This window comes from Mesorhizobium sp. CA6 (assembly GCF_020165035.1).
In the GTDB taxonomy this organism is placed as follows: domain Bacteria; phylum Pseudomonadota; class Alphaproteobacteria; order Rhizobiales; family Rhizobiaceae; genus Mesorhizobium.
Genome location: NZ_JAIUHI010000002.1, coordinates 286,971 through 309,473, shown reverse-complemented (window position 1 = coordinate 309,473; position 22,503 = coordinate 286,971). Strand labels below are relative to the sequence as shown.

The 22,503-nt window shown below is 64.1% G+C and carries 21 protein-coding genes, 1 other RNA gene and 1 pseudogene; 10 read left to right on the top strand and 13 right to left on the bottom strand.

All coding sequences use genetic code 11. The annotated features are described in order from the left end of the window. Nucleotides 1-2 precede the first annotated feature (2 nt). Entirely contained in the window at nt 3-2,315 is a 2,313-nt protein-coding gene (locus LB526_RS03715; protein ID WP_224626194.1) for a glucose/quinate/shikimate family membrane-bound PQQ-dependent dehydrogenase, read from the top strand. 516 nt (nt 2,316-2,831) lie between these two features. On the opposite strand, the gene LB526_RS03710 is transcribed toward LB526_RS03715, so the two are convergent. Further along, nucleotides 2,832-3,269, bottom strand: coding sequence for a hypothetical protein (locus LB526_RS03710; protein WP_224626192.1), 438 nt, complete (start codon nt 3,267-3,269; stop codon nt 2,832-2,834). Between the two features lie 240 nt (nt 3,270-3,509). Here LB526_RS03710 and LB526_RS03705 point away from each other — a divergent pair, with 240 nt between their 5' ends. Continuing rightward, nucleotides 3,510-4,427 carry a dienelactone hydrolase family protein gene (locus LB526_RS03705; protein ID WP_224626190.1) on the top strand — a complete coding sequence of 306 codons (918 nt, stop codon included), beginning with the start codon at nt 3,510-3,512 and terminating at the stop codon, nt 4,425-4,427. A gap of 9 nt (nt 4,428-4,436) precedes the next feature. On the opposite strand, the gene LB526_RS03700 is transcribed toward LB526_RS03705, so the two are convergent. Next, complete coding sequence (locus LB526_RS03700) at nt 4,437-5,363, bottom strand: EamA family transporter (protein WP_411967066.1); 927 nt, start codon at nt 5,361-5,363, stop codon at nt 4,437-4,439. Nucleotides 5,364-5,451: 88 nt separating this feature from the next. Here LB526_RS03700 and LB526_RS03695 point away from each other — a divergent pair, with 88 nt between their 5' ends. Continuing rightward, nucleotides 5,452-5,928 (top strand): Lrp/AsnC family transcriptional regulator, encoded by a 477-nt coding sequence (locus LB526_RS03695; RefSeq protein WP_224626188.1) that lies wholly within the window; start codon nt 5,452-5,454, stop codon nt 5,926-5,928. Between the two features lie 60 nt (nt 5,929-5,988). On the opposite strand, the gene LB526_RS03690 is transcribed toward LB526_RS03695, so the two are convergent. Both LB526_RS03690 and LB526_RS03685 read right to left on the bottom strand, forming a co-directional pair. Further along, complete coding sequence (locus LB526_RS03690) at nt 5,989-6,186, bottom strand: hypothetical protein (RefSeq protein ID WP_140839787.1); 198 nt, start codon at nt 6,184-6,186, stop codon at nt 5,989-5,991. Between the two features lie 145 nt (nt 6,187-6,331). Continuing rightward, nucleotides 6,332-6,817: a thioesterase family protein gene (locus LB526_RS03685; RefSeq protein ID WP_224626185.1), complete on the bottom strand. Its 486-nt coding sequence runs from the start codon at nt 6,815-6,817 to the stop codon at nt 6,332-6,334. Nucleotides 6,818-6,984: 167 nt separating this feature from the next. Between LB526_RS03685 and LB526_RS03680 the strand changes: the two genes are divergently transcribed. Together LB526_RS03680 and LB526_RS03675 are read left to right on the top strand one after the other, a co-directional pair. After that, complete coding sequence (locus tag LB526_RS03680; RefSeq protein ID WP_224626181.1) at nt 6,985-8,403, top strand: FAD-binding oxidoreductase; 1,419 nt, start codon at nt 6,985-6,987, stop codon at nt 8,401-8,403. Between the two features lie 2 nt (nt 8,404-8,405). After that, the gene (locus LB526_RS03675; RefSeq protein WP_224626179.1) at nt 8,406-8,903 is read left to right on the top strand and encodes a hypothetical protein; all 498 of its coding nucleotides are present in this window, start codon (nt 8,406-8,408) and stop codon (nt 8,901-8,903) included. Nucleotides 8,904-8,931: 28 nt separating this feature from the next. Here LB526_RS03675 and LB526_RS03670 read toward each other — a convergent pair whose 3' ends face one another. Next, nucleotides 8,932-9,900, bottom strand: coding sequence for a Dyp-type peroxidase (locus LB526_RS03670; RefSeq protein ID WP_224626176.1), 969 nt, complete (start codon nt 9,898-9,900; stop codon nt 8,932-8,934). Between the two features lie 196 nt (nt 9,901-10,096). On the opposite strand from LB526_RS03670, the gene LB526_RS03665 reads away from it, so the two are divergent. Continuing rightward, nucleotides 10,097-13,993 (top strand): AsmA family protein, encoded by a 3,897-nt coding sequence (locus LB526_RS03665; protein WP_224626173.1) that lies wholly within the window; start codon nt 10,097-10,099, stop codon nt 13,991-13,993. Between the two features lie 36 nt (nt 13,994-14,029). On the opposite strand, the gene LB526_RS03660 is transcribed toward LB526_RS03665, so the two are convergent. Next, nucleotides 14,030-14,458 (bottom strand): MarR family winged helix-turn-helix transcriptional regulator, encoded by a 429-nt coding sequence (locus LB526_RS03660; RefSeq protein ID WP_224626172.1) that lies wholly within the window; start codon nt 14,456-14,458, stop codon nt 14,030-14,032. 171 nt (nt 14,459-14,629) lie between these two features. Here LB526_RS03660 and LB526_RS03655 point away from each other — a divergent pair, with 171 nt between their 5' ends. Beyond that, on the top strand, nt 14,630-16,435 hold the full coding sequence (locus LB526_RS03655) for a chloride channel protein (RefSeq protein WP_224626169.1): 1,806 nt from the start codon (nt 14,630-14,632) through the stop codon (nt 16,433-16,435). Here the strand turns inward: LB526_RS03655 and LB526_RS03650 are convergent. The 4 genes from LB526_RS03650 to LB526_RS03635 all read right to left on the bottom strand — a co-directional run bounded on the left by LB526_RS03650 (nt 16,432) and on the right by LB526_RS03635 (nt 18,205). Continuing rightward, nucleotides 16,432-16,659 (bottom strand): ribbon-helix-helix domain-containing protein, encoded by a 228-nt coding sequence (locus LB526_RS03650; protein ID WP_140727872.1) that lies wholly within the window; start codon nt 16,657-16,659, stop codon nt 16,432-16,434. The two genes, LB526_RS03655 and LB526_RS03650, sit on opposite strands and share 4 nt — an antisense overlap. Nucleotides 16,660-16,667: 8 nt before the next feature. Next, entirely contained in the window at nt 16,668-16,865 is a 198-nt protein-coding gene (locus tag LB526_RS03645; RefSeq protein WP_224626165.1) for a DUF4169 family protein, read from the bottom strand. 9 nt (nt 16,866-16,874) lie between these two features. Then, the gene (locus LB526_RS03640; RefSeq protein WP_095765528.1) at nt 16,875-17,405 is read right to left on the bottom strand and encodes an SspB family protein; all 531 of its coding nucleotides are present in this window, start codon (nt 17,403-17,405) and stop codon (nt 16,875-16,877) included. A 116-nt stretch (nt 17,406-17,521) separates the two neighbouring features. Beyond that, nucleotides 17,522-18,205 (bottom strand): TetR/AcrR family transcriptional regulator, encoded by a 684-nt coding sequence (locus LB526_RS03635; RefSeq protein ID WP_095764764.1) that lies wholly within the window; start codon nt 18,203-18,205, stop codon nt 17,522-17,524. Nucleotides 18,206-18,392: 187 nt separating this feature from the next. Between LB526_RS03635 and LB526_RS03630 the strand changes: the two genes are divergently transcribed. Continuing rightward, nucleotides 18,393-19,598, top strand: coding sequence for a multidrug effflux MFS transporter (locus LB526_RS03630; protein ID WP_224626163.1), 1,206 nt, complete (start codon nt 18,393-18,395; stop codon nt 19,596-19,598). A 46-nt stretch (nt 19,599-19,644) separates the two neighbouring features. Here LB526_RS03630 and LB526_RS03625 read toward each other — a convergent pair whose 3' ends face one another. Continuing rightward, entirely contained in the window at nt 19,645-20,202 is a 558-nt protein-coding gene (locus tag LB526_RS03625; RefSeq protein ID WP_224626161.1) for an AAA family ATPase, read from the bottom strand. 98 nt (nt 20,203-20,300) lie between these two features. Continuing rightward, nucleotides 20,301-20,661, bottom strand: a transfer-messenger RNA (tmRNA) gene (ssrA, locus tag LB526_RS03620). Between the two features lie 167 nt (nt 20,662-20,828). Between ssrA and LB526_RS03615 the strand changes: the two genes are divergently transcribed. Together LB526_RS03615 and LB526_RS03610 are read left to right on the top strand one after the other, a co-directional pair. Continuing rightward, a complete protein-coding gene (locus tag LB526_RS03615; RefSeq protein WP_042644091.1) occupies nt 20,829-21,140 on the top strand; it encodes a DUF2853 family protein in 312 nt (103 codons plus the stop codon). Between the two features lie 231 nt (nt 21,141-21,371). Continuing rightward, nucleotides 21,372-22,166 carry a thymidylate synthase gene (locus LB526_RS03610; RefSeq protein ID WP_224602043.1) on the top strand — a complete coding sequence of 265 codons (795 nt, stop codon included), beginning with the start codon at nt 21,372-21,374 and terminating at the stop codon, nt 22,164-22,166. 12 nt (nt 22,167-22,178) lie between these two features. On the opposite strand, the pseudogene LB526_RS03605 reads toward LB526_RS03610, so the two are convergent. Then, nucleotides 22,179-22,383: pseudogene (locus tag LB526_RS03605) on the bottom strand (TOBE domain-containing protein). Nucleotides 22,384-22,503 lie beyond the last annotated feature (120 nt).

Genomic DNA, 22,503 nt, shown 5'->3' with positions numbered 1-22,503 from the left:
TCTTGGCTGTCACCATCACCTCCCTTGTCCTTTTCCTCATCGGTCTCATTCTCGGCGGCGGCGGCATCTGGCTCATCGCACTGGGCGGCAGTTGGTACTACCTGATCGCCGGCCTGGTCTTCCTGATCACCGCCTGGCTGTTGTTCAGGCGCAGGTCGACCTCGCTCTGGCTCTACGCGCTGTTCGTGCTCGCCACTTTGTGCTGGGCAGTCTGGGAAATCGGCTTCGACTGGTGGCAGCTCGGTCCGCGCGGCGGCGTCATCGTGCTCATTGCCCTGTGGCTTTTGACGCCGTGGGCAATGCGGGGGCTGCGGGGGCCGGACGGACGCGCGCCGCTGATCCTGGCCGTGCTCGCCTCGCTCGCGGTCGCCGGTTATTCGATGACCGCCGATCCCATGGATATCGGCGGCACGCTGAGCACCGAAAAGGCGGCGACGGCCGCCAATCTCGGCGGCGACATCCCGGCCGGCGAGTGGCAGTTCTACGGCCGCACGCCCTTCGGCCAGCGCTATTCGCCGCTCGACCAGATCACGCCGGACAACGTCGCCAAGCTGCAGCCGGCCTGGACCTATCGCACCGGCGACGTGAAAGGCCCCGACGATATCGGCGAGACGACCTATCAGGTGACGCCGCTGAAGATCGGCGATGCGCTGTTCATTTGCACGCCGCATAATTTCGCCATCGCCATCGATGCCGCGAGCGGCAAGGAGAAGTGGCGCTACGATCCGAAGATCAAGCTCGACCCCAACCGCCAGCACCAGACCTGCCGCGGCGTGTCCTATTACGCCGACGCCAAGATCGCCGCCGGCCAGCCTTGCGCACAGCGCATCTATCTGCCGACGTCGGACGCCCGGCTGATCGCGCTCGATGCCGCGAACGGGCAGGTGTGTCCGTCCTTCGCCGAGGGCGGCACGCTGAACCTGATGGCCAACATGCCCTATCCGAAGTCGGGCTATTACTATTCGACGTCGGCGCCGCTGATCGTCGCCGGCAAGATCATCGTCGGCGGCGCGGTCAACGACAATTATTCGACCGAGGAGCCGTCGGGCGTCATCCGCGCCTTCGACGCCGGCACCGGCGCGCTGCTATGGAATTGGGATTCCGGCAATCCGGACGCGACGACGCCGCTGCCCGCCGGGCAAACCTACACCCACAACTCGCCCAACATGTGGTCGACGGCGAGCGCCGACGAGAAGCTGGGACTGCTCTACGTTCCGCTCGGCAACCAGACGCCGGACCAGCTCGGCATGGGCCGCAGCGCCAATGTCGAGAAATTCTCCTCCTCGATCACCGCGCTCGATCTCAACACCGGGCAATTGCGCTGGGTCCGGCAGACCGTGCATCACGATCTGTGGGACATGGACGTGCCGGCGCAGCCGTCGCTGGTCGACATCACCACCGCGAACGGCGTCGTGCCGGCGCTGGTCGGGCCGACCAAGCAGGGCGATCTCTACGTGCTCGACCGGCGCACCGGCGAGCCGATCATCCCGGTGAAGGACGTGCCGGCGCCCGGCGGCGCGATCGAGGGCGATCATGCCTCGCCGACGCAGCCGGCCTCGGACCTGTCCTTCAATCCCAAGCCGCTGACCGGCGCCGACATGTGGGGCATCACCATGTTCGACCAACTGGCGTGCCGGATCGAATTGAAGAAGCTGCGCTATGAGGGACGCTACACGCCGCCCTCGCTGCAGGGCTCGCTGATCTATCCCGGCAATTTCGGCGTCTTCAACTGGGGCGGCGTCGCGGTCGATCCGGTGCGGCAGGTGATGTTCGGCATGCCGACCTACCTCGCCTTCACCTCGAAGCTCGTCCCGCGCGCGGACGTGCCGCCGCCGGGCGATACCAAGGGCAGCGAGCAGGGGCTGAACCGCAATGAAGGCGCGCCTTACGCGGTGGTGATGGGACCGTTCCTGTCGCCGCTCGGCATTCCCTGCCAGGCGCCGCCCTGGGGCTATGTCGCCGGCGTCGACCTCAAGACGGGAAACATCGCCTACAAGCACCGCAACGGCACCGTCTACGACATGACGCCGCTGCCTTTGCCGCTGAAGGTCGGCGTTCCCGGCATAGGCGGGCCGATGATCACGGCTGGCGGCGTCGCTTTCCTGGGCGCCGCGGTGGACGACTATCTGCGCGCCTACGACCTCACCACCGGCAGGCAGCTCTGGCGGGCGAGGCTGCCGGCGGGCGGCCAGTCGACGCCGATGACCTATACGGTGGCCGACGGCCGCCAGTTCGTCGTCATCGTCGCCGGCGGGCACGGCTCGGTCGGCACCAAGCCGGGCGATTACGTGATGGCCTACACGCTGCCGAAATAGGACAGGACGAGGCCGGCCTGCTACGAAAGCAAGAAGCCGGCCAGCAGGACGGTCAGGAGAAGCGACGCGGGTACGGCGAGAAGCCAACGAGCCTCCAGGACACTGTTCCGATAGTCTTTCATTTTCTCGCTCCAACCTTTTAAGACGGCTCCAGCGCGTAACCCGCCAGCGCTGGAGCCTCTGCTTTGTGCTCAACCGCTGTAGCGGGAGCTTCCGGCAGTGGGTCAACGGAGGGTCGGTTGGTTCGTTCCTGGCGCAAGTCCCCAGTCGGGCTATCGGTTCCGACTGAAGTCGCACATCACAAGCATTGGTCCCAAGGACGAAACATACAGCCCACTATCTCACTGCCGCCTGGATATTCCGCCCTAACAATCACCCGAGGCACAAAGACTACGAACTATCTTGTTCCCCATAAGGTGGACTAATCGATTTCGCCGGTGGGAGGTCTTCGGTCGTCAAAAGCGGATCAGCTTTGCCGTCGAAAGGCCGAGCCGCTCAAGACCGGTTCGGAATGCTTCAAAGCCCGAGATGACCCCGCAAGCTGGGCACCTGGTCCAGCACCTGATTGGTGAGGTCGGGGCCGGCGGCAACCTCGGCCTGCTTGATCAAGGTCTCGCCGGCCTGACGGATCTGCGCTATGTCGAGGCCGGAGGCCTTGAGCGCGGCGATGCCGTTGATCAGCGCGCCGGCCTTTTCGCCCAGAACGCCGCCAAGCGCGCCCTGCAGTGACGACAGAAGTCCGCCGCCCGAATTGGCCGCCGCGCCGGCGGCCATCACGTCATATTTCTGGGCCAACTCACCGGCGCCGGGGATCTGGTTGAAGAAGGACGAAATGCTGGTGCCTTCAGCCTCATGCTCGAGCACGGAAAAAATGGTGCCGACAACCTTCTCGGTGGTCGGCTCGTCGAGGCCGGCCTTCGAGGAAACGGTGTTGATGATATCCTGGATGTTCATGGCATTCCCCTTTTCGTCATTCGTTTCGGTAGGGCGCTCAGGCAACTTCACGTCCTAATGTGACAGCACCATCAAGCCTTTCGGAAATGACCAAAATGTGATGAATCGCGCTGGCTTGTCGGCGCGACGGCGGGTTGGCTCCACCAGGGTTCCGCCCATATGGGTCGTCACCGGGGCGTGACTGGACCATGCGATACTCGACCCTATCTTGCGGTCCACCGCCAACCGTCGAGGAAAATCATGACCAGCCCCGTTGCCAAGCCCATCGTCACTCAGCCTGTCGTCACGCAGCCTGTCATCACGCAGGCGATGATCGATGCCTATGACGAATACACGCATCTGACGCTCGACCGCCGCCGCTTCATGGAGCAGTTGACGAAGCTGGCGGGCTCTGGTGCCGCGGCGGCCGCGATCGCGCCGATGCTGGCGGCCAATTCCGCTCAAGCGGCGATCGTCGCCGAGGACGACAGCCGCGTTAAGGGCGAGGACATCACCTATCCCGGCTCAAGCGGCGAGATGAAGGGCTATCTGGTCAAGCCCGCGAACCAGTCAGGCAAGCTCGGCTGCGTCATCGTCATCCACGAGAACAGGGGGCTGAACCCGCATATCCGCGATGTCACCCGGCGCGTGGCGCTGGAGGGGTTCATCGCGTTGGCGCCGGACTTCCTGTCGCCGCTTGGCGGAACGCCCTCCGACGAGGACAAGGCGCGCGACATGTTCACCAAGCTCGACGTGGCCAGAGTCGCCGCCGACGGCGTGGCGACGATCGCCTATCTCAAGGGCCTCAAGGACGGCAACGGCAAGGTCGGGGCGGTCGGCTTCTGCTGGGGTGGCGGCGCGGTGAACCAACTCGCCGTCCATGCGCCCGACCTCAGCGCCGGCGTCGCCTATTACGGCATGCAGCCCGAGGCCGGGGACGCTCAAAAGATCAAGGCGCCGCTGCTGCTCCACTATGCCGGGTTGGACGAACGCACCAACGCCGGCATCGACACCTACAAGAAGGCGCTCGACGCCGCCCATGTCGAATACAAGGTCTATGTCTATGAGGGTGCCAACCACGCCTTCAACAACGACACCTCGGCCGCGCGCTATGACAAGAAAGCCGCCGATCTCGCCTGGGACCGGACGGCGGCGTTTCTTAAGGAGAAGCTCGCCTAGTCGAACAATTCATGTATTTGCCACCGGCTTATGCATGGCCACCCCGGCGATCACCAGCGCAATGCCAAAGCAATCGGTGAGGCTTGGCACCTGGCGCAGCACGATGACGCCGATCAGCGTTGCGGTGAGCGGCAGGAGCGAGAGCATCAATGCGAAGCTCGCGCGCGGCAACCTCGCCATGGCGAGCTGGTCGCAGATGTAGGGGATGACCGAAGAGCAGATGCCGACGCCGATCGCGGCGCCGAGCAGCTGCGGCGACGCGAAGGCGGGCAGCGCCTCGCGAAAGCCAATGGGCAACACGGCGAGGAAAGCGACCGCCATAGCGGCGCCGAGGCCACCGATGCCGATGCCTGCCTGGGCGACGCGGTGACCGATCACGATGTAGCCGACGAAGAGGGCGCCGTTCAAAAAGGCCCAGAACAAGCCGACCGGATCGCTGGACCATTTCACGTCGATGAGCAGCAAGGTGCCGATAACGGCAATGGCGAGCGCGGCAAAGTTACGCCGGCTGCGCAGGCCAACCAGCGCGACCGCGATCGTGCCGACGAATTCGATCGCCGCCACCAGCGAGATCGGCAACCGGTCGAGCGCCAGATAGAACGAGCAGTTCATCACCGCCAGGCAGATGCCGAATGCGAGCAGCAGAAGTCGTTGAGCGCGATCGGCGCCGGCGAAAACGCGCCAAGGCCTGGTCAATGGGGCGAAGATGAGAGCGGCGGTGGCGATGCGCAGCCAGGCCATGCCGAGCACGCCGACCTGAGCGAAAAGCAGCACGGCGAAGGCCGGCCCGAGATAATGGAACACGGCGCTGACGCAGAACCAGACATGCGGCGGCAACGCGTTGGCCATTCCAGCAAGCATGGTGGGGCCGGCGAGAGCGGGGTGCGCATCGGCGGCGGCCCGGTTTGCAGCTGGAATTTGCGTTTGCGTTTTCATGTGAGCATTATCGCAGGCGAAACTCGTGGATTACATGTGTGATGAATGGCCTGATTGACGGTTTGCTTTCTGATGGAAGAGGTTTGGCTTGAAAAACCTTCGAAGTGAAAATGTCGATCTGGACGCGATCGATCTGAAGCTCCTGCGGTTCCTGGAAAAGGATGCGCGCATCAGCACGGCGGAACTGGCGCGCGCGGTCGGGCTGTCGGCGCCGAGCGTGGCTGAGCGCATCCGCAAGCTGCAGGATAACGGCGTGATCGAAGCCTATACAGTCAGGATCAATCCGGCTGCCCTCGGCATGAGGCTGTCGGCATGGCTCAGAATCCGGCCGGTGCCGGGACAGCTTTCTGTGGTGGCGGACATCATCCGCGAGCTGCCGGAAATCGCGCAATGCGACCGGGTAACCGGCGAAGACTGCTTCATCGCGCTCGCCCATGTCGGCTCGGTGAGCGAGCTCGAGCGGGTGATCGACCGGATCATTCCCTATGCGATGACCAACACCGCGATCATCCAGTCGTCACCGGTCAAGCCGCGCTCACCTCTGTGCGGGTTCAAGCAGCCCTGATTCGGCGGTTATGACTCGGCAGCTATAGCTGGTCAGGGAGGATGAGACAGCGACGATGAATCAAGCGTGGCCGCGCTTCATGCGCGCCTGCTTCAGAATCATGCGCCAGCGGATCATGTCGAACGGGATGGGTTCGTTGTTGTTGGCGATGTGGAAGATCTCATTGTTGACGTTCTTCAGCGATCGCCAGAAATCATAGTCGGTGATGCGTGGATCGGCCGCCAACCGTTCCACTTCGACCTTGATGTCGGTTTTCATGCACTGTCCTCGCACCGCATTCTGCCAGCCGCCCCCGCGCAAACCCGGTACGGCGGTTTTCGAACGCGCCAGTGAGTCGTTCAACGGACTCAACCGACTTGTTCACGTTAAAACCTTGGTAAGGTTAACGCGGGCGTGCGGGTTTTCAAGCGCCCTTGCGCTTGATGCCGATCGAGCGGCCGGCGCGCTCCGGCATCGGCAGTCCGGCATGGGCGGTGCGCATGGCCTCGACCTGGGCCATCACGTCGGCGGGGAAGGGAGCGACCTTCGGTCCTTCCATGTCGACATGCAGCGATAGCGATTCGGACGTCGCCGCCAGCCAGCCGTCGACGTGGCGGATTTCCTGATAGGCACGCAGCCGCTTCTCGTCATGATCGATCAGCTGGAACGAGACGTTGACCTTGTGATCGAGGTGCAACTCCTGCACGTAGCAGACGTGAACTTCGGCCGTGTAGATGGTGAGGCGTCGCTCCTTGGCGTAGTTCGGCCCCATGCCCATCAACTCGAACGCCTGGTCCGAGCAGCGGTCGAACAGCACGTTGTAGTAGGCCATATTGAGATGGCCGTTATAGTCGATCCATTCCTTCTCGATCGCCATTGGGCCGGAAATGATCGGTGCGGGGATCGTCATTTTGGTTTTCCTCGATGGTCGCTGGACGGGGCGTGGTTGCTAAGATTCTCGCTGCTCTGGCGCAAAGTCGCCGAGCCTAATCGCTTGGCACTTTTCCTAGGATTGCTTTAGGCATCATTCATAGCTGCACTACAAGCGTGGCCACTGGTCCATTCGCGGAGGAAATCATGGCTTTGAGCGACCTCAATCCCGTCGAACGCAATGAGGAAGGCATCGCCGCGGTGCTCGGCATTCTCAAGCAGCGCTTCGGGGAGCGCTTCCAGACCGGCGAGGCGATCCGCGGCCAGCACGCGCACACCACCACCTATATCCCGACCCAGGCGCCGGACGGTGTCGCTTTCGTCGAGACGAGCGCGGACGTGCAGGAGATCGTGCGCGCCTGCGCCGCCCACCGCGTGCCTGTCATCGCCTTCGGCGTCGGCTCCTCGCTGGAGGGCCACACCAATGCGCCGGGCGGCGGCATTTCCATCGATACGTCGCGCATGAACCGGATTCTCGCCGTTAATCCGCAGGATCTCGACTGCACGGTCGAACCCGGGGTGACGCGCGAGGACCTTAACCGGCACCTACGCGATACCGGCCTGTTCTTTCCGATCGATCCTGGCGCCAATGCGTCGCTGGGCGGCATGGCGGCGACCAGGGCGTCCGGCACCAACGCGGTGCGCTACGGCACGATGCGCGAAAACGTGCTGTCGCTGACCGCCGTCATGGCCGACGGCGAGACGGTGACGACCGGCAAGCGAGCAAAGAAAAGCTCGGCCGGCTACGACCTGACGCGGCTTTTGGTCGGCTCCGAAGGCACGCTCGGCGTCATCACCTCGCTGACGCTGAGGCTGCAGGGCATTCCGCAGGCGATCTCCGGCGGCGTCTGCCCGTTTCCGAGCCTCGAGGCCGCCTGCAACACGGTGATCGCGACCATCCAGATGGGCATCCCGGTGGCGCGCATCGAATTGGTGAACGCGCTGCAGATGCGGGCGATGAAGAACTATTCCAAGCTCGACTATCCGGAGAGTCCGTGCCTGTTCGTCGAGTTCCACGGCAGCGACGCGGGCGTCGCCGAGCAGGCCGAGATGTTCGGCATGATCGCCGAGGAGCAGGGTGGCGGGCCGTTCCTATGGACCAGCGTCGCGGAAGAGCGGACAAAGCTCTGGAAGGGGCGGCACGACGCCTATTGGTCGTCACTGACGCTGCGCCCCGGCGCCAAGGGGCTGTCGACCGACGTCTGCGTGCCGATCTCGCGGCTTGCCGAATGCGTCACGGAGACCGAGGCCGACATTGCCGAGATGGGGCTTGTCGCGCCGATCGTCGGCCACGCCGGCGACGGCAATTTCCATGTGCTGGTGCTGATGGATGTCGACAACCCGCAAGAGATCGCGCTCGCCGAGAAATTCGTCGCCCGGCTCAACATGCGCGCGATCGCCATGGAAGGCACCTGCACCGGCGAGCACGGCATCGGCCAGGGCAAAGTCGGCTTCCTCCGCCACGAGCTCGGCCATGGCGTCGATGTCATGCGCACGATCAAGCAGGCGCTCGATCCGCTGAACATCATGAACCCGGGCAAGATCCTGCCGGGCGCAGGACACTAGTCATGGCCGCGGTAGAAGCTTTGCTGCCGATCGACCTGCCGTCAGTATCGGCGGGCGCTCCGTTGCCGCATGTTTTCGCAGATGAACAGCGGCTGCTGGTCGCCTACATCGCCAATGGTCCCGACCCGTCCTTCGACGTCACCAGTCCGCGTTCGGTTTCAGCAGTTGCGGAGGGGGAGGCCGTCGCAATCCTGACGATGGACCCTTATGTCGCATTCCAATTCGGCCCGCCAAACGACGAGGCGCTCAGCGGGCATCGGCTCTACGCGCTCGGCCTGCAGCCATATTCCGCGTTCGAGGTCCTCAATTCGTCTTGGATTGCTTCTCTGGAAAAAGCGAACCGGGTTCACCCGCGCCATGTGCCGGAGCTGTTTTCCGGTCGCCGGCATTTCATTCTCACGTTCCACGAGTCGACCCTGGAATTCATCGCGCGAGATTTCCGGGTAGGCCTGCGAAAGGGAGCGGTGTTGAAGGCTATGATCGAAGCGATGAACGACTGATCGACCCGCTGCGGCGCCTTGCGGTCGCTTATTCCTGTGCCCCTTCGGCCAGCTTCTGCAGCATCGGCCGTGTCGGCGCGAAGAAGGTCGTACCTGTATGCGGGGTCGAGAAATCGAGCAGCCGGTCATAGGCGCCGGGGGGCTCGCCGACATACATGCGCTGCAGCATCTTCTCGATCACCCACAGATAGCGCGTATAGCCGATGAAATAGGTGCCGAACTCGTTCTGACCCGGGCGGCCGAACGGCATGTTGTCGCGCAAGATGTCGTGTTCGTTGCCGGCATCGTCCTCGATGGTAGCCAGCGATTTGTGAGACTTTCGCGGCTTGTCGTCGTCATCGATCTCGATGTTGTCGATCTTGGTGCGGCCGATGATCTCTTCCTGGACATGCGTCGGCGTCTCTTTCCAGGCTGCCATGTTGTGCAGGTATTTCTGCACGACGACATAGCTGCCGCCGGCAAAGTCGCCGTCCTCGTCGCCGATCAAAGCAGAGGCGGGCAGGTCGAGGCCGGTCGGATTGGCGGTGCCGTCGACAAAGCCCAGGAGGTCGCGCGCGTCGAAATAGCGGAAGCCGGACACCTCGTCGGCGACGGTCACGCTGCCGGCCAGGCGGTCCAGCAGGATGCGCTCGAGCTCGAAGCACATGTCGGGCCGCTCGGCGCGGATGTGGAAGAGGAGATCGCCCGGCGTCGAGGGCGCCGAATGCGCCGAGCCCTTGATCGGCGCGAAGGGTTTCAGCTCGCGCGGCCGGCGGCCGGGCGACAGACGGTTCCAGAGCGCGGCGCCGATGCCGGCGATGCAGGACAGGCGTCCCGACAAGTCGCGGAAGCCGACGTTCTTGACGAGATCGTCGAGCTCGCCCAGCACCGAAGCGACATTCGAAAGCGCGGCCTCGTCGCTGCCGACGGTCACAACAAGGAAAATCGCAGCCGTCGAGAGCGGAGCGTCGACGCTCTGCGCGTCGATCGGCACTCTGTCCCAGTTCTTGCCTGACATCGGGAACGCTCCGTATTGGGTTCGGATTTTGGGTGGTCACGATCGTGACCGGAAGGGCAGGGGATTTGCAAAAGAGATATCGCGAGCGCGAGCCTTCGCGCAACTGGAGACGTTGGCCGTTGCCGCGCGTTGAATTGCCTCTTTATCGACACGCGGATGCGGGTAGAGTGCGGCTGACTTTCAACCCGGGAAACAGATGCTCGCCCGCCTGTTCGTGATCTTCGGTGGCCTGTTCGTGCTGGTGCTGTGCGCGGCGCTGGTGGTGCCGTATTTCATCGATTGGACGGGTTACCGGGGCGATTTCGAGCGCGAGGCGAGCGCCGTCCTCGGCCGCAAGGTGACGGTGAAGGGCGACGCGACAGCGCGGCTGTTGCCGTTTCCGTCGGTGACCTTCTCGAATGTCGAGGTCGCGGGCGGGCCGGAAGGCCAGCCGGCGATGACGGTCGAGACCTTCTCCATGGATGCGGAGCTCGCGCCGTTCCTGCGCGGCGAGGTGCTGATCTTCGACATGCGGCTGGTGCACCCGAAAGCCGTCATCAATATCGCCGGTGACGGCACCGTCGACTGGACGCTCCGGCCCTCGGCTCCCTTCGATCCGGGCCAGATCGCGATCGAGAAGCTGTCGGTGAGCGAAGGGGAGATCGAACTGCGCCATGCCGCCGGCGGGCGCAGCCACCTGATCTCGGAGATCAACATGACGATTTCGGCCAAGGCGCTCACCGGCCCGTGGCGCATGGACGGAACGCTGCGCTTCGACGGCCTGCGGGCCGACGTCTCGGCTTCCACCGGCAAGGTGGAGCCGGACGGCCAGATGCGGCTCCGGCTGAAAGCGGATCCCGATGCCTATCCGCTGATCATCGAAGCCGACGGCAATGCCGGCATCGTCAAGGGCGCCGCGGTCTATTCCGGCCAGTTCAAGATTTCGGGCGACGACAGGAATTCGGCCGAGCTGCGCGGCAACGAGGGCGAGCCGGTCAAGGTCAGCACCGGCAAACCCGACCCGGGCTTCCGGCTGAACGGCAAGTTCGCGCTCGACCACCAGAAGCTCGATGTCGACGAGTTCCGCTTCGAGACCGGGCCGCTCGACAATCCCTATACCGCCGACGGCAAGGCATCGGTCGATCTCGGCCTGAAGCCGCATTTCTCGGTCGAGGCCAGCGGGGCGCAGGTGCAGTTCGACGAGGCCGTCGGCGGGGCCACCGGCGCCGGCTTCACGCTCGACCAGCGCATTGCGGCGTTCGAGCGGACGCTGCAGCACATGCCAAAGCCGACCATACCGGGCAAGGTCGAGGTCAGGCTGCCGGCGGTGGTGGCGGGCGACACGACGGTGCGCGACGTGCGGCTGTCGGCAGAGCCGGCCGAAGGGGGTTGGTCGGTCAAGTCGCTTGCCGCGACGCTGCCGGGCCGCACAACGCTCGAAGCCGACGGCATGTTGAGCATCGAAGATCATTTCGGCTTCACCGGCTCGTTGCTGCTGGCCGTCGGACAGCCTTCCGGCTTTGCCGCCTGGCTGTCGAAGGATGTCGACGAGGCGATCCGTAGGCTCCCGGCGGCAGGCTTCAAGGCCAAGGTCGATCTCAGCGAGAACCGGCAGTCGTTCAGCGATCTCGAACTCATCCTCGGCAAGGCGAAATTTTCGGGTAGCATCGATTCCAGCCAGCCGGACGGCGCCAGGCCATCGGTGCTGATGCGGCTGACGGGCGGCGAGATGGATCTGGACGGGCTCGCGGCGTTCGCCTCGATCTTCATCAGCGACAAGGGCGCCAACCGCTTTTCGGATCGCGATCTCGATTTCCAGATCAAGGCGGGTCCGGTCAGCGCCGGCGGGTTCAGCGCCGATAGTGTCGACACGGCGCTGCGGCTGCGCGAGGGCCTGCTCGAGATCGACCGGCTCTCGATCGGCGGCCTGGCCGGCGCCTCGATCAGCGCCACGGGCCGGATCAAGGATTTCCCGCAAAGCCCGACGGGCAAGCTCAACGCTTCCGTGGTGGCGGTGGACCTCAAGCCGCTGATCGATGTCGCGGCCCAGCACTATCCCGGCAATGGCGCGCTCAAAGGCCTGGCCAGCCGTGCGGCGGCCTATCCCGAACTGTTCCAGGACGCGCGCATCGATCTCTTGACCAGCGCCGCCGACAATGGCGACGGCACCACGGGCCTGGCGCTCTCGGCCCAGGGCAAGGCCGGCGGCTCGGCCTTCTCGGCTTCGCTTTCCGGCAAGGGAACCGTGGGCAAGCTGTCCGAGGCGCCGGTGGCGATCACCTTCAACGCCCGCAACGACAATGCCGCCACGCTGCTTGCGCTTTACGGCCTGCCGGCGCTGCCGCTCGGGATGCTCGGCCACGCCAGCACCGAGGTCTCGGCGAAGGGCTCGGTCGCCGGCGGTCTCGCGACCAGCTTCAACCTGACGGCCGACGACTTCAGGGCAAGCTTCGACGGAATCGTCGCCGAGACGGCGCAAGGCGCCACCGCCAAGGGCAAGGTCAATCTTAGTGCCGCCGATATCGAGCCGTGGCTGATGACGACGGGGGTAGGCTTGCCCGGCATGGGAACGGGAACATCGACGTCGCTGGCGGCCGATGCCGATTTCGGCAATGGGCTGCTGGTGCTGAGCGGCCTCACCGGTTCGATCAACAAGGCGGCGGTGTCCGGCGACGTCAATATCGACGCCAAGGACGGGCTGCCGCATGTTGCGGGAGCGCTGGCGCTCGACGAGCTCGACCTCGATCCGCTGGCGGTCTCGCTGTTCGGCGACCAGTCCTTCGCGCCCGCCAAGGGCGGCTGGCCGACGACGCCGTTCAGCCAGAAGTCGACCTTGCCCTTCAACGCCGACCTCGATCTCAACACATCGGCGCTCGCCGTCGGGCCCTTCGCGACGGCGCATGACGCTTCATTCTCGCTGAAGCTCGACCGCGAAGGCATCCATGTCTCCGACCTCAAGGCGAAGCTCTATGGCGGCGAGCTGACCGGCCTGTTCGACCTGAAGAACACGGACGGCACCGGCCTGTTCTCCGGCCAGATGAGGCTGGCCGGCAGCGATCTTTCCGCAGTCCTGCCAGGCGCCGGTATCGGCGGCAGCGGCGATCTTTCGGCGGCGTTGTCGACCAGCGGCAAATCTGTCGATGCCATGATTGCGGCCCTGTCCGGGTCCGGCACCGCGGCGCTGAAGGGATTGAAAGTGGACGGCATCAATCCGGACGGCTTCGGCGCCATCATCGCCAAGGCCGATGCGATCGGACGCGATATCGACACGGCCAAGACCGCGGAGTTCGCGCCGCAGATCGCAAGCGACGGCAGCTTTGCCGCCGGTGACACCGATGTGGCCTTCACCATCGCCAATGGGACACTGCGCGTGCCGCCGGTCAGCCTCGATAATCCCGGCGCGACCTTGTCCGCCGACGTGACCGCCGATCTCAACACGAGCACCGTCACGGCAAAGGGGACGCTGACCTATCGTCCCGGCGAGGAGGCACTGGTCGGTTCCGAGCCGGCCGTCAATTTCAGCCTGGCCGGTCCGCTCGGGGCCGCGCCCCAGTTCGACAGCGGCCCTCTGGCACAGTTCCTGACGCAGCGCGCTCTGGAGAAGGAACAGCAGCGGGTCGAGGCGATGCAGGCAGCGCTGCTGGAGAAGCAGCGGCTGCGGCGCGAGGTACGCTATTACGCGGCGCTGCAGACGGAGCGCGACAAGGCGGCCGAGGAGCTGCGCCGGCAAGAGGAGGAGGCGCGGCAGAAGGCCGAGGCGGAAGCCAAGGCAAAAGCCGAGGCTGAAGCGCAGGCACAAGCGGAGGCCGAGGCAAAAGCCAGGGCCGACGAAGAGGCGAGGGCCAAGGCGGAAGCCGACGCCAAGGCTCAGGCCGAAGCACAGGCGAAGGCCGAGACCGAGCAGCGGGCCGCGGATGAGGCGGCCAAGGCGCAGGCCGAAGCCGATCGCAAGAAGGCGGAGCAGGAGAAGCTGGAGGCGGAGCGCAAGGCGGCCGAGCCGAAGACCGATCGGTCGCTGCCCGGTGTCAACGGCGGTGCGACCCCGGCGCCGGCAAAGCCGAAGGCCAACCCGTTCACAATCGACAATCTGTTGAAATCGCTCGACGGCGGTTGAGCCTTACGTCACACGTAGCGAAACCAGCCACCGCGCCTAGGACTCTTCCTGGCGGGAGAGCAGGCGCCGCAGCATCGGCTCGATGCGCGAAAGCTCGTCGAGATGCGCGGCCGACAAGTCGGCCAGGCGATCGTCGGCCAAAGGGGTGAGCTGCAGCAGCACGCGGCGGTGATCGCTCTTGTCCTGATCGCGTATGACCAGGCCGGCCTCGGCGAGGCGGTTCACCAGTTCCACCGCGCTGTGATGGCGGATGCGCAGCCGCTCGGCAAGGTCGCCCACCGCCACCGGTCCGCCGCCTGGAAATCCCTTGATCGATAGCAGCGCCTGGTGCTGGCGCGGCGTGAGGCCCGCCTCGTTGGCCTGGACCTGGCTGAATTCGAGAAAACGGCGGATCAGATAACGGAACTGCGATAGCCGCTGGTAGTCGGCCTTGCTGATGGCGGGACGTGGTTTTGGCGGCGTCATTTCCCGACTTATGGTCTTTTCGTGCAAAAGCTCAACTGGCCGTCGCGATCCCTGTCCAAAATGACGCGGCGCAGCGATTGAAAACAGCCTTGCAGATTTATATCGTGTTACGATATGAGGCCACTTGAAACCGGGCGGTCTACGTGCCGTCAGAAAGTTCAGGCTCCCAAAATGAAATCCGCTCGTGCCGGCAACGGCCATCTTCGCGACTTCACGACCGATCCGCGCGTGCTGTTTATTGCAGCCATCGCCGTAGTGGTGGCGACCGCCGGGCTTTTTGCCGGCATCGTGCTCCTGCAGCTCATCCGGCTTGCCACCAACATCGCCTATTTCGGCCAGTTTTCGCTGGCCGAGCTAAGGCTCGAGGACACGCCGCTTGGGCTCGCCGCGGTGCTCGTGCCGGTGGTGGGCGCGCTGATCATCGGCTTGATGGCGCGCTTCGGCAGCGAGAAAATCCGCGGCCACGGCATTCCTGAAGCCATCGAGGCAATCCTGCTCGGGCGCTCGCGGCTCGACGCCAAGGTCGCGGTGCTGAAGCCGCTATCGTCGGCGATCTCGATCGGCTCGGGCGGACCGTTCGGCGCCGAAGGCCCGATCATCATGACCGGTGGCGCCATCGGCTCGCTGATCGCGCAGATGCTGCCGGTCAGCGACAATGAGCGCAAGACGCTGCTGGTGGCGGGTGCAGCGGCCGGCATGACGACGGTGTTCGGCACGCCGATCGCCGCCATCATGCTTGCGGTCGAACTGCTCCTGTTCGAATGGACGCCGCGCAGCTTCATCCCCGTCGCCGTCGCGGCAATCGTCGCGGAAGTCGAGCGCAGCCTGCTTCACCTGCCGAGCCCGATCTTTCCGTTCTCAGGCAGCATGGATTCATCGATCGCCGGGCTGGGCGGCTGGGTGTTGGTCGGCATCGCCGCCGGGCTGCTTTCGGGACTGCTGACGCAATTGGTCTATGCCTGCGAGGATGCCTTCCTGAAGCTGCCGATACACTGGATGTGGTGGCCGATGATCGGCGGCCTGGTGGTCGGCATCGGCGGACTTATCGAGCCGCACGCGCTTGGCGTCGGCTACGACAACATCGCCAACATGCTCGACGGCCGCACCGTCGCCACCGCCGCGCTGCTGCTTTTGGTGGTGAAGGCCGTCATCTGGTCGGTTGCGCTGGGGTCTGGGACCTCGGGAGGCGTGCTGGCGCCGCTGCTCATCATGGGCGGCGCGATGGGCGCGGTGCTTTCGGGTATCCTGCCCGAGGCAAGCCCCGGCTTCTGGCCGCTGCTGGCGATGGCGGCGACGATGGGCGGCACCATGCGCGCGCCGCTGACCGCGACCTTCTTTGCCACCGAGCTTACCGGCAACACGCATGTGCTGGTGCCGCTGATTGCGGCCTCCGCCACCGCGCATGCGGTCACCGTGCTGTTGATGAAGCGCTCGATCCTGACCGAAAAAGTGGCGCGGCGTGGGCACCATCTCGTGCGCGAATATCGTGTCGATCCTTTCGCCCTGACCAGGGTCAAGGAAGTGATGACCACCAAGGTCCAGAGCGTGCCGGGAACGATGACGCTACATGGCGCGGCAGCCTTCCTGACCGCTCCGGACACGCGGCATCCGAGCTTCCCGGTCATCGATGAAGCGGGGCATGTGCTCGGCGTCATCGATCCGCCGGCGATCCTGCGCTGGCGCCGTAACGGCAAGCATCGCAAGGCGACGCTGGGCGAATTGCTGGCCGGCAACAAGATCACGCTGGCCTATCCGGACGAATATCTCGAAGCGCTTTCCGACAAGCTTTTGCTCGCCAATGTCTCGCATCTGCCGGTCGTCTCACGCGAGGATGAACGGCTCGTCGGCTATATCGGCTGGAAAGACATGATGCGGGTAAGGTCGAAAAAGCAGGCGGAGGAACGCGACCGCACGGCATTGCTGAGCTTCGGCGCAAAGCGCAAGACGCAACAAAGCATCAGCGATAGCGCGGTCTAGGACGCGGCGCCGCCGCGTTTTGCCCAGGCCAGCACGTAGAGCCTCAGCGCGGATGACAGGTTCGCATCGCGGGTCCGAGTCTCGTCGATCTCCGCGACCAAGGCCGCGAGCGACAGCGAGCGCTCGGCGGCGATGGCGATGAGGTCGTCATAGAAGGGCTGTTCCAGGGAAAAGCTGGTGCGGTGACCGCGGATCGTTACCGAACGTTTCTCGACCGCGGCCATTGCAGGACTCAGCGCTCGCCAGGGTCGTCGGGTTTTTCCCGGCGATGGCCGGCCACGAATTTCTCGGCCTTCTGCGATGTCAGCCTGTCACGCTCGCGCTCTGTCTTCGAGCGGCCGTGCAGCGCCCGGTTCTCGCCGGCCCGGCGTTCCTTCTCGGTGCGCGCTTTATGCTTGCGGGCCTGGCGGAGATTGATGACCTCGCCCATGGCGCCGGGCTACTTCTTGCGGAAGGCGTCGAGCGAAACGACGTCGGCGCCCTTGGCGCCGGTCTCGGCGACCGCCTGCTTCTTTTCGGCCTCGGCGGCCTTCTTCTTGTTTTCCGCCTTCTTCTCGGGAACGACGGCGACCGGTTCGGGGGCCGGAGCCGCGGCCTCGTCTTCGGCGCTTTCCGTCTTGACGTCGAATTCGAGCTCGAAATTGACCGACGGATCGTAGAAGCCGCGCACGGCGGAGAAGGGGATTTCGAGCTTTTCCGGCACGTCGGAGAAGGAAAGCCCGACCTCGAAGCCGGCATCCGTCACCTTGAGGTCCCAGTACTGGAACTGAATGACAATGGTCATCTGCTCCGGATAGCGCTCGCGCAGCCTGGACGAAATGCGCACGCCCGGCGCGCCGGTCAGGAAGGTGATGAAGAAATGATGATTTCCCGGAAGGCCGGTGCGCGCGACCTCGGCCAGGACCTTGCGCATGACACCGCGCAGAGCCTCCTGGGCCAGAATGTCGTAGCGGATGTGGTCGTCGGCCATCTGATGGTCGGGTTCCGTTGAATCGTCCGCATAGCTGTAATCAAGCTTGAGCGCGGCGTAAACCGCATATAGGCGCAAAGCCGTGAGGCCAAGAGGGGTGCCGGCGATTTGATGGCTCAGGCGTGAGCGAGCGCAGCCTGCTTGGCGGCTGGCGATTTCCTTCTGGCGAAGGCGCCGAGAAAGGTCCGCACGCCGTTCGTGGCCGAGCGCAGCACCTCTTCCTCGGTGGGCACGCCGCCCAGCATGAAAGTGATCTGAAGCTCGGCGTTGACGAGGGCGAAGAACTGACGCGCCGCGACGTCGGGGTCGCCGATCGACAGGTGGCCGGCGAAGGCAAGCCGGGCAAAGCGCGCGGCAAGCGCCGACCAGGTACGGCCCGGGCCTTGCTCGCGCCATTCGGCAAACAGCTCCGGATAACGCTCGCCTTCGGCCTGGATCAGCTTGCGCAGGAAACGGCCGTCGCGGTTGCAGATGCAGTTGCGGTTCATGCGCACGGCGAAGGCGATCAGGTCGGCTTCCAGGTCCGTGGGCTGATCGGGAAAGCTGGCGATGGTGGCGAAGATGCCGGCATTGCAGCGCTCCGTCAGGTCGCGTACGACCGCGACGAACAGCTTTTCCTTGTCGCCATGGTGGTTGTAGACGGTCTGCCGTGAAACGCCGGCCTCGGCCGCGATCAGGTCGATATTGGCGCCGGCATAGCCTTCGCGGCAGAAAACGGAAGCGGCGGCGTCGACCACCGACACGCGCTTGGCCTCGTGGCTGCGTGGCGGGAAAGTGTCAGGAGAAACGCCGTGCTTCATGAAAAATCTATATAGCGGTGATTGACGAATTGGACAAGCCTGTCTAAATTTGTGGACACAATAAAGGAAGCCCGCACGGAAAGGGCGAAGAAATTCGCCCTTGGACGTAGGATTTCCGCGGGATGGAACGTCCTGGGTTCAGACGCCGGCATTTTGCGGCGGCAACCAGATCCGAAAGAGCCTTATCATGAGTCCCAAATTCCTCCGCATCGCGGTCGTGCTCGGCTTGTTGTCCGCGATCGGCCCATTTGCGATCGATATGTATCTTCCCGCGCTGCCTTCGATCGGCCAGGACCTGCATGCCGGCACCGCCGCCGTGCAGATGAGCCTTCTGATCTTCTTTCTGTCGATGGGTTTTGGGCAGATCGTCGTCGGCCCGATCTCCGACATGGTCGGCCGCAAGACGCCGCTTTACGCCGGCCTAGCGCTGTTCATGGTCGGCGGCGTCGGCTCGGCGATGGCGCCGACCATCGAGTGGCTGATCGCCTTCCGCTTTCTGCAAGGGCTTGGCGCCAGCGCCGGCATGGCGGTGCCGCGCGCCATCGTGCGCGACCTGCACACCGGCAACGAGGCCGCCAAGCTGATGTCGCTCTTGATGCTGGTCTTCTCGGTGTCGCCGATTCTGGCGCCGCTGACCGGCAGCCAGATCATCGAGAGCTTCGGCTGGCGCGCCGTGTTCTGGACGGTGACGGGCGCGGCCGCTTTGGCCACCATCCTGCTTGCCACCTCGCTCAAGGAGACGCGGCCCGTCGAAGAGCGCGCCGGTTCATCCTTCGGCACGGCGCTTGCCGGCTACCGCTACCTGATGGGCGACCGCAACTTCCTCGGCCTGGTGGCGATCGCCGGCTTCGGCATTGCGAGCTTCTTCGTCTATCTGTCGAGCTCGTCCTTCATCCTGATCGACCATTACGGCCTGTCGCCGTCGGTCTACAGCGTGTTCTTCTCGATCAACGCGGTCGCGTTCATCGGCATGTCGCAGCTGACCGGGTTGCTGGCCGACCGCTTCGGGTTGAAGCGCGTCGTCTGGGTGGCGGTCACCGGCTATGCCACGGTAATGGTGGCGCTGTTCGCGATCATGGCCTCCGGCGTCGACCGGCTCGACGTGATGGCCGCGCTGCTTTTTGTCGGCTACGGTTTCCTCGGCCTCGTCATCCCCACCACCTCGGTGCTGGCGATGGAAGAGCATGGCGAGATCGCCGGCACGGCCTCGGCGCTGATGGGCACGCTGCACTTCGCCATCGGCGCGCTGGCGATGGGCGTCGCCGGTATCTTCTTCGACGGCACGCCGCTGCCGATGGTGGCGGGCATCGCGCTGTGCGCCGTGATCTCCTTCACTCTGGCCAAGCTGACGCTCGGCCGCGCGCGCGAAGCGGTCGAAGCGCCGGCGGAGTAGGACAGCCGTTGAGAAGATAGAAAGGCCGGGTCGATCCCGGCCTTTTTCATGTCCTTCGCGAAGCTGTTTGATCGAGGACGAAGCGCACCCGTTCATCGACCGCAGCGAGAGGCAACGGCACCAGATCGTAGCCGAGCTCCGCATACACGCCCGTCACCGAACGGAATGTGCGCTCGGCTTCGTCGAGCGTTTGCCGGCGCTCCTCGTCCTGAGTGAAAATCTCCGGCCATGGCGGGGCGACGAAGACGCGGCGCGCGTAGCGGAATTTTTCAGCCGCGCTCGTGATGTGGTCCGGCACCGGCAGGCCGCAGAGCCTGAGGTAGCCGATCGTGTCGGGCGCGCCGCGGTCGAAGAACACCCGGCCGGGTTCGTTATGTGCGGCGTGCCAGGAGCGCAGCTCCCAAGACAGCATCAGCTCGGCAAAGAACGCGCGGTCCTGCCAGGGAAGGGCAGGGCCGCCGATGGCCATCTGGTCGCGGATGATGCCGCGCCCGGCTTCGGGCGCGGTCGCGAACCCCGCAGCTTTCAGCGCCTCGATCAGCGTGGTCTTGCCGGAGCCGGGGCCGCCGGTCAGCACGAAAAATCGATCGGTATCGTCTTGCATCGCCTGTCCATGGATGATGGGCGGCAAGGCTGTGTCCGCGCATCAGGCGCCGGACGAGCCTTGGCCGTTCGGTTGGTTGGAGAAGCAAAGAGGGGAAAGGTGGAGGTTTCTGTTGCCAGGTACCTCCGAACCCCGCCTAGAAGTGCGAACCCCTAGGGCTTGATTTGAAGCGTTCGCGCCGCATTAAGCAGCGAGACGAGCTTCCGCATAGTTGTCGTTGGCAACTATAAGTTTAGCCCGATAACGGTGGTACAATGCCGGGCAAAAGTACGATCTTTACACCTTCGTCGATCCTATTTCGCCCCCAGCAAAAGCCGCTCCGTCAGCCAGAGCGGTTTTTGGTGGAGGCGCCGGGTACCGCCCCCGGGTCCGAACGGCTTATTTCATCGCCTGTTTATCGCCATAGTCGGTCAAACCGACGAACCGTATATAGGGAGCGGCGAGGGAAAAATAAAGGCCAAAACCGGCGCTTAACCGGTTGTGCCAAACGGCAGCCAAGGGTTGACTTGCGCGCCTACTCAATCAAATCTCGCTGCCGGTGAGGAGTCTCTGACCTAGCGCACAGGTTGCGCGGCGCGCCACAACCCTCATCGACCGGATCCGTGGCGCCGACGAGGGGAAGTTTGATGGCCGACTATCTTGCGGATGTGAAGAAATATGATGCCGGCGCCAGCGCCGACGCGGTCGATAAGATCGTCAAGCATCTGGGCATTGCGCTCAGGAACCGCGATTCCTCGCTGGTGTCCTGCACCGACCCGAAGGAACTCGATCGCGTGCGGGAGAACTGGATCGGCAAGAAGCTCGGCATCGCCGATGCCGCAAAGGCGAATGCCTCGATCGAGAAGACCTGCAAGGCGATGCAGGCCGACAACACCAAGAGCCGCGTGACCTTCTATTATCTGGTTGCCAAGGATCTCGGCAAACTCGGCTCTCTGTAGGACCTTTTGATAATTCTACTCTGGCGGCCGACTAGCGCGGTTTTCTGCGCTTCCGGTGCTCACGTACTTTAAGTACGCTCCGCTCCGGTTCTCGAAAACCACGCTATTCGACTCGCCAGAGCGAATTCTGAAAAGGTCCTGCCGCCTCGCGTAGGGAAGGATTTCAGACAGACGTGGCGTCGGCGCGCACATTCGCTATGATTATATGTCACCCGAATCGAGGCGGAGCCGATGCGCCAATATCTCGACCTGTTGAAGCATGTGCTGGAGAATGGCATCGACCGTGGCGACCGTACGGGGACAGGCACGCGCTCGGTGTTCGGCTACCAGATGCGCTTCGACCTTTCGCGCGGCTTTCCGGTTACGACCACCAAGAAGCTGCATCTGAAGTCGATCATCCACGAGCTTTTGTGGTTTCTGGCCGGCGACACCAACATCAAATATCTCAATGATCATGGCGTCACCATCTGGGACGAATGGGCCGACGAGAACGGCGATCTCGGGCCGGTCTATGGCAAGCAATGGCGCTCATGGCCGGACGGGCGTGGCGGCGAGATCGACCAGATTGCGGGCCTTTTGAAGGAGATACGCCGGAATCCTAACTCGCGCCGGCTGATCGTCTCGGCCTGGAACCCGGCCGAAGTCGAGGCGATGGCGCTGCCGCCCTGCCACTGCCTGTTCCAGTTCTATGTTTCGGAAGGCCGGCTCTCGTGCCAGCTTTACCAGCGCTCGGGCGATATTTTCCTCGGCGTGCCGTTCAACATCGCCTCCTATGCCTTGCTCACCCTCATGGTGGCGCAGGTCACCGGGCTGAAGCCCGGCGACTTCGTTCACACGCTGGGCGATGCGCATCTTTATTCGAACCATTTCGAGCAGGCGCGCGAGCAGCTCCGGCGCACGCCCAAGGCCTTGCCGACGATGTGGATCAATCCGGAGGTGAAGGACCTCTTCGCCTTCCGCTTCGAGGATTTCCGCCTCGAGAATTATTTCGCGGACGCGAATATCAAGGCGCCTATCGCGGTATGAGCCAGCTTCGGCTTAATCGATGCCAACCATGACGTCCGAGGCCTTGATTACCGCATAGGCCTGCTTGCCCTTCTCGAGCGCGAGGTCGGCGACCGCTTGGTGATTGACGCGGTGACTGACGCGTCGCCGCCGATGTCGATCTGACATGCGAAGCGGTGGCTTCCCTTGACGATCTCGGTCACCTTGCCCTTGAGGTGTTGCAGGCGCTGATCTTCACGCGTCTCTCTTTGAGCTTCGCCCTTCCGTTTCGCATTCACCGTAGGCTGAGATCGCGCCGGCGCACAATGCCGCGACAGGTGAAAAGCCTTCCCTTGTTATGTTCAGACGGATATATCGG